The organism is Microvirga sp. P4_A5, from assembly GCF_056402495.1.
On the sequence record NZ_JBFUHH010000150.1, the window covers coordinates 1 to 7,067 of the forward strand.

Consider the following 7,067-nt stretch of genomic DNA (forward strand, 5'->3'; position numbering starts at 1 on the left):
GCCCAGTATCTCGGCTTTCTGCAGGGTATCGTCGTGGGCGATTTCGGACGTAGCTTCATGGGCGGCACGCCCGTATCCCTGCTTATTTCGAAAGCCTTGCCGGCAACGCTGCTCTTGGCCTTCACGTCCCTGCTGGTTTCGATCGTGCTGTCGGTGCCGCTCGGCATCTACGCAGCGGTCAATCGGGGACGTTGGCCCGATCAACTCGTTCGCGTCGTCTCGCTGGTGGGTCTGTCGTTCCCCAATTTCTGGCTCGCCATCATGATGGTGCTGTTCTTCTCCATCACCCTCGGCCTGTTGCCGCCGAGCGGCATGGAGGGACCTGAAAGCTTCATCATGCCTGCGCTGACGATGGCCATCATCCTGACGGCGACCAATGTCAGGCTGGTGCGCACGTCGATGCTCGAAACCCTGTCCCAGCAATACATCATGGTGGCGCGCTCGAAGGGCCTGAAGGACCGGGTGGTGCTCTACAAGCACGCGCTTCGCAACTCCGCCATTCCGCTGGTCACCTATATCGGCCTGCAATTCGGAGGCCTGATCGGCGGTATTGTCATCGTCGAACGGGTGTTCAACTGGCCCGGCATGGGGACGCTGGCATTCGACGCGATCTCGGGGCGCGACTATCCCGTGCTGCAGGGCTCCATCACGGTCCTTGCTTTGTTCATCGTGCTCATCAATCTGTTGGTCGACATCGCCTACGGGCTCATCGACCCGCGTATCCGGACGGAGTGACAGCCATGGCGACAGCTCAGGCTGAACGCTCCACACGGTGGCGTTTCAAGTCGTTCGAACTCATCGTCGGTCTCGCCCTTACGGGCGGGATGACGTTGGCGGTGCTGTTCTCACCGCTGCTGTTTCCTGATGGCGGGGAGAGCATGGATCTAATGGCGCGGCTCATTCCGCCGTTTCAGAGTCCTGCGCATATCCTTGGAACCGACCCTCTCGGCCGCGACGTGCTGGCGCGCGTGATCGTCGGGGGAAAGATTTCACTCATGGTCGGCGTTCTGTCGGTGATCGGCGCCGTGATTGTCGGGACGCTTGTCGGCCTCGTTGCCGGGTATTATCGCGGTGTCGCTGAAATTTTGCTGATGCGGTTTGCCGATATTCAGCTCGCGCTGCCCTTCATCCTCATCGCTATCATGTTCCTCGCCATTCTCGGAACCGGCATCGACAAGGTGATCTTCTTCATGATCGTGGCGCAATGGGTGCAATATGCGCGCCTCGTGCGTGGCTCGGTCCTCGCCCTGCGCGATCGGGAGTTCATCCTGTCGGCGCGCGCCATCGGCGTCGGAAATCTGCGCATCATCTTCCAGCATATTCTCCCGAACGTTCTGGGCCCCATCGTCATCCTGATGACCTTGAACGTGGCCAACAACATCTTGCTTGAAAGCAGCCTGACCTTCCTTGGTCTCGGTGTCGATCCGCTCATTCCGAGCTGGGGCGGGATGCTGGCCGATRGCCGCACATATCTGCAATCCGCATGGTGGGTGAGTGTCTTCCCGGGGCTCGCTATCATGTTCACCGTTCTCGGGCTGAATCTCCTTGGCGATTGGCTCCGCGATTACCTCGATCCCACAGGACAGACTTCAAAATGACCCTCTTGCTTGACGAGCGGATTCCGCGGACGCTCGACATCATCGTTCGCGACTGGGCGTTGGAGGCCAATCGCGGGGCACGGCTGGAAGCCTGGGTCTTCGAGGACTCAGCCGCGCGGCGACGCGCCGAGGAGCAGCTCTCCGAGGCCGGTGTCGCGGCGCGCATTCGCTCGGCCTACAAACCGCTGGTCCATGCCTTTCTGGACGAGATCGACCTATCCAATCTGGCGCGCGTGACCGTGCGCTATCCCGTCCATCCCGAGGCGCTTCCGCTTCGTTTCCTGTCCGAAGCCTATCCACTGTCGGCCCTGCTCGATCTGGTGGAAACCAGTTTCGAACCAGGCGAGGCCGACCTGACCTATCGGGTGCGGGCGGAATATCGAGACGGCCAAGTGGCCGAGACGGAAATCTTCGCCCCGAACCGCCTCCGTCCAAACCATGTGGAGGAAATCGACCTGACCCCGACCGGCTGGCTCCGGGTCTGGCGCGCCGGAGACGATGCGCCCGAGATCGATCAGGCTATCGAGACGGAACATGAGATCGTCTTCCGTAAGGTTATGCACGCCCTCGCGGCACATGAGTGGCCGGCGGCGGAACCCTACGCCGAAACGATCGCGATCGATGTTGTCATCTCGGGGATCGAGCGACCCCTGCCTTACGGGGACGAGGTGATGAGCACGCGCGAGGCGCTGCACGAGGATTTCTATTTCTCGCTGCTCGAGTTTTTCAAACGACGGTCCGGCAGGCCGCCGGAGGATCGCAGCCTGCAGCCGGGGCAGATCGTGCCGGACATCCGCGAAGGGGAAGGCGATGCCCTCGTCACCGTCAAGCTCGCGCGCTTTGACGAACCCTCGGATGTTGCGAGATCGACGCAGGATCTCGAGCGCGCGGACGCCGCGCTGGATATGGCGCAGATCCATCGCGAGCTTGCGGCCTTGCCGGGCGAGCCATTTGAAGGCGTGTCGCGTGAGGGCCGGCCGGTTCGCGGGCTGTATCGGATAGGGACCCGGCCCGCCGTTCTGGTGAGCGCGGGGCAGCACGCGAACGAGACCTCCGGTCCCGTCGGAGCCTTGCGGGCGGCACGCCATCTTCTGTCGGATCCCGAGGCCCATGTGGCGCTCATCGCGGTCGAGAATCCCGATGGCTATGCGCTGCATGGCCGTTTGTGCGAGCATAATCCACGCCACATGCATCACGCGGCGCGCTACACGTCGCTCGGCAACGACCTGGAATACGACAAGGGCAATCGGACCTATGAGAAGGGCGCGCGCAACCAGGCGCTGGCGCTTTCGGCTGCCCAGCTGCATGTCAACCTTCATGGCTATCCGGCGCACGAATGGACCCGGCCTTTCACCGGTTATCTGCCGCGCGGGTTCGAGCTTTGGACGATTCCCAAAGGGTTCTTTTTGATCATGCGCCACCATGTGTCCTGGGCCGGGCAGGCGCGGGTGCTCGTCGAAGCGGTGACCAAGGGCCTGACCGCCGTTCCGGGCCTGGCCGAGTTCAATCGCCGGCAAATCGAGGTCTGCTCGATCCATAGTGGCGGCGCGCCCTATGAGATTATCAACGAAGTCCCCTGCCTCATCACGGAGGACGAGCGCCATCCGTCCCCGCTGACACTGATTACAGAGTTCCCGGATGAGACCATTTATGACGAGGCCTTCCGCTTCGCCCATACGGTCCAGATGACCACGGTGCTCGCGGCCGAGGCCGCTTTCGCCGCCATGATGTCGGAGCAGGTCGCATGAAACCCGTCGCACTCGTCACCGCCTCGAGCCAGGGAATGGGCGAAGCCATCGCGCGCGAACTTCGCGCCCGCGGCTACGAACTCGCGTTGATGGCGCGAACCGAGCGTGTCGTGGCTGTCGCCGATGAGCTTGGTGGGTTGGCAATGCAGGGCTCCGTTACGGAGCCGGCGGATCTCGAACGGTTCGTAAAGCTCGCCATGGAGCGTTACGGCAGGATCGACGCGGTGGTGAACCACACAGGCCACCCGCCCAAGGGCGATCTCCTTGCCATTCCCGATGCCGACTGGCATCTCGGGCTCGATGTCGTCCTGCTGAACGTCGTGCGCATGGCGCGCCTTGTGACGCCGATCATGGAAAAGGCCGGCAGGGGCGCCATCGTCAACATCTCGACCTTCGCGGCTTTCGAACCGGATCCGGATTTTCCGGTTTCCGCAAGCCTGCGCACGGCGCTCGCCGCTTTCACCAAGCTCTATGCGGATCGCTATGCGCGGGCAGGGATCCGCATGAACAACGTCCTACCGGGCTTCATCGACAGCCTGCCCGAGAAGGCGGACCGCAAGGCCCGCATTCCGATGGGTCGCTACGGAACCGCGGGTGAACTGGCAAAAACCGTCGCTTTTCTGCTCTCCGAGGATGCCGGATACGTGACGGGGCAGAACCTTCTGGTGGATGGCGGGCTGGTGAGAGGGCTTTGACGTTTGCGTCGCCTGGCCGGTCTCATGCAGGGCAGCCGTGTAGCCGGTTCGCCTTGCTCCTGCCGTCCCCCCCTGCTAACTGACACGCAATTCCACTCACCGCGACCAGATTTCAGCAGGGTTTTTCCGTGGCTCGTCAATTCATCTATCACATGCGTGGCCTCACCAAGGCCTATTCGAGCGGCAAGAAGGTCCTCGACGATGTCCATCTGTCCTTCTACCCGGATGCCAAGATCGGTGTGCTGGGCGTCAACGGCGCCGGTAAATCGACCCTGCTTCGCATCATGGCGGGCATCGATACCGATTGGAACGGCGAAGGCTGGGTCGCCGAGGGCGCCCGGGTCGGCTACCTGCCGCAGGAGCCGAAACTCGACGAAACGAAGAATGTCCGCGAGAACGTGATGGAAGGCGTGGCGCCCCAGCGCGCGCTTCTCGATCGCTACAACGAACTGGCGATGAACTATTCGGACGAGACTGCCGACGAGATGACCCGTCTGCAGGACGAGATCGAAGCCAAGGATCTCTGGAACCTCGATTCGAAGGTCGAACAGGCGATGGATGCCCTGGGCTGCCCGCCGGACGATTGGTCGGTCGACAAGCTGTCGGGCGGCGAGCGCCGTCGCGTGGCGCTCTGCAAACTGCTGCTGGAACAACCCGAATTGTTGCTTCTCGACGAGCCGACCAACCACCTGGACGCCGAGACGACCGGCTGGCTCGAGGGCCATTTGCGCTCCTATCCGGGCGCCATTCTCATCGTGACCCACGATCGCTACTTCCTCGACAACGTCACCGGCTGGATCCTCGAGCTCGACCGCGGCCGGGGCATTCCCTATCAGGGCAATTACTCGTCGTGGCTGGAGCAGAAGCAGAAGCGTCTGGAGCAGGAAGGTCGCGAGGACGAGGCGCACAAGCGCACGATCGAACGCGAGCGCGAATGGGTATCGGCCACCCCAAAAGCCCGTCAGGCAAAGTCCAAGGCGCGTATCCAGCGTTACGAGGACCTCGTGGCGCGGGCGGAGGAGCGAGGCGCCACGACGGCGCAGATCGTCATCCCGATCGCCGAGCGCCTCGGCAACAACGTCATCGAATTCGACAATCTGACGAAGGGTTTCGGCGACAAGCTCCTGGTCGACGGTCTCTCCTTCAAGCTCCCGCCTGGCGGGATCGTGGGGATCATCGGCCCGAACGGCGCCGGTAAGACGACCTTGTTTCGGATGATCACCGGGCAGGACCAGCCGGATGGGGGCAGCATCAAGATCGGGGACAGCGTGAAGCTGGGCTACGTGGACCAAAGCCGCGATTCCCTGGACCCCAACAAGACCCTTTACGAGGAAATTTCAGGCGGCAACGAGATCCTCTATCTCGGCAAGCGCGAAATCAATGCGCGCGCCTATTGCGGCGCGTTCAACTTCAAGGGCCCGGACCAGCAGAAGAAGGTCGGCGTGCTCTCCGGTGGCGAACGCAACCGGGTGCACCTCGCCAAGATCCTGAAGTCGGGCGCCAACGTGCTCCTCCTCGACGAGCCGACCAACGATCTCGATGTGGACACCCTGCGCGCGCTCGAAGAAGCGCTCGAGGAATACGCAGGCTGTGCCGTCGTCATCAGCCACGATCGCTGGTTCCTAGACCGCATCGCCACCCATATTCTCGCGTTCGAGGGCGACAGTCACGTCGAGTGGTTCGAAGGAAACTTCGCGGATTACGAGGAGGACAAGAAACGCCGCCTCGGTCAGGATTCGACAATCCCTCATCGGCTGAAATACAAGAAGTTCACGCGATAAGCGGGCGAGGCCGCACGTTTTTTGGACGTGCGGCCCCGTTTGTCGCGGAGGACGTAGCGTAAGGCCTTGCAACGGCGTTCGGACGGTTGGGTTTTGAAGCCAAACGGTGTATGACCCTTGAGGCACAGGCCTTGAGAAAGTTGTCCCGTGCCCTCCGACGAAATTGCCCTCTTCGAGACCGTCCAGACACCCGAGCAAGCCGTTGCTCGACTGATCGCGCTCTATGACGCGGCAATCGATGCGCAGCGCCATGCGCTGGAACGCTTTTTTGCCACTCATGTAGCCCCCACCCCCGAAGAACGGGCGCAGTTCCGATACCCCGAACTCCGCGTGATCTACCGGGCGACGGCTGTTCCGCCGGTCAAGCAGCGGGCTTACGCGAAATTTCAGGGCCCCGGGGTCTACGCGACGACGGTGACCCAGCCCGCCTTTTTCAAGAACTACCTGCTGGAGCAGCTCAACTACCTCGTGGGCGATTATGGCGCCACCATCGAAGTCGGCGTAAGCGACCAGGAAATACCCTACCCCTATGTGTTCGAAAGGGGAGACGAGCTTGGCCGCGGGGCACATTCGGCGGCCGAGTTGGCCCAGCACTTCCCGACACCGCTGCTCGCGAAAGTCGGTGACGAGATCGCCGACGGCACCTGGGAATTCCGGGAGGGCGAGCCTCGCCCGCTCTCGCTCTTCGACGCGGCGCGCACGGATTATTCCCTCCGGCGCCTCGTCCATTACACTGGCTCCGACTGGCGGTCGGTTCAGCCATGGATCCTGCTGACGAACTACCACCGCTATGTGGACCAGTTCGTCCGTTGGGCCATTTCCGAGCTTGCAAATGAGAACAGCGCCTATGTCAGGCTGGTTCTGCCGAGCGGGGTCGTCATCGAGCGGGGCCTGCCGGACGAAACCGTAGCCGAACTCGTGGGCTCTTCGCCGTGGCATCGCTTTCAGATGCCCGCCTACCACCTCATTCATCGGGATGGGCACGGGGTGACGCTCGTCAATATCGGCGTCGGCCCCTCGAACGCCAAGAACGTCACCGACCACCTAGCGGTCATTCGACCCCATTGCTGGCTCATGGTCGGCCATTGCGGCGGATTGCGGCAATCGCAGACCATCGGCGATTATGTGCTGGCTCATGGCTATCTCCGCCGCGACCACATCCTGGATGACGCGGTGCCGCCCGAAATACCCATTCCAGCCCTCGCGGAAGTACAGGTCGCGCTGCAAGAGGCAGCCCAACATGTC

The 7,067-nt window shown here is 62.3% G+C and carries 6 protein-coding genes; all 6 read left to right on the forward strand.

Translation table 11 applies throughout. The features are described 5' to 3' along the window. Nucleotides 1–735, forward strand: a 735-nt coding sequence (locus AC1DVM_RS22040) for an ABC transporter permease (protein ID WP_477258092.1), incomplete at its 5' end; no start/stop codon positions are given. Nucleotides 736–740: 5 nt separating this feature from the next. Continuing rightward, on the forward strand, nucleotides 741–1,598 hold the full coding sequence (locus tag AC1DVM_RS22045) for an ABC transporter permease (protein ID WP_477258094.1): 858 nt from the start codon (nucleotides 741–743) through the stop codon (nucleotides 1,596–1,598). Next, the gene (locus tag AC1DVM_RS22050; RefSeq protein WP_477258096.1) at nucleotides 1,595–3,346 is read left to right on the forward strand and encodes a M14 family zinc carboxypeptidase; all 1,752 of its coding nucleotides are present in this window, start codon (nucleotides 1,595–1,597) and stop codon (nucleotides 3,344–3,346) included. The genes AC1DVM_RS22045 and AC1DVM_RS22050 overlap by 4 nt, the downstream gene beginning before the upstream one ends. Then, the gene (locus AC1DVM_RS22055; RefSeq protein WP_477258098.1) at nucleotides 3,343–4,041 is read left to right on the forward strand and encodes an SDR family oxidoreductase; all 699 of its coding nucleotides are present in this window, start codon (nucleotides 3,343–3,345) and stop codon (nucleotides 4,039–4,041) included. The genes AC1DVM_RS22050 and AC1DVM_RS22055 overlap by 4 nt, the downstream gene beginning before the upstream one ends. Nucleotides 4,042–4,169: 128 nt before the next feature. After that, nucleotides 4,170–5,822, forward strand: a complete 1,653-nt coding sequence (gene ettA / locus AC1DVM_RS22060) for an energy-dependent translational throttle protein EttA (RefSeq protein WP_477258100.1) — start codon at nucleotides 4,170–4,172, stop codon at nucleotides 5,820–5,822. 147 nt (nucleotides 5,823–5,969) lie between these two features. After that, the coding region (locus AC1DVM_RS22065) for an AMP nucleosidase (protein ID WP_477258102.1) at nucleotides 5,970–7,067 on the forward strand (1,098 nt) is incomplete at its 3' end.

Excerpts from the sequence above, each read along its gene's own strand:
- AC1DVM_RS22050 (WP_477258096.1), top strand. The coding sequence starts at position 1,595 with ATGACCCTCTTGCTTGACGAGCGGATTCCGCGGACGCTCGACATCATC.
- AC1DVM_RS22055 (WP_477258098.1), top strand. The coding sequence starts at position 3,343 with ATGAAACCCGTCGCACTCGTCACCGCCTCGAGCCAGGGAATGGGCGAA.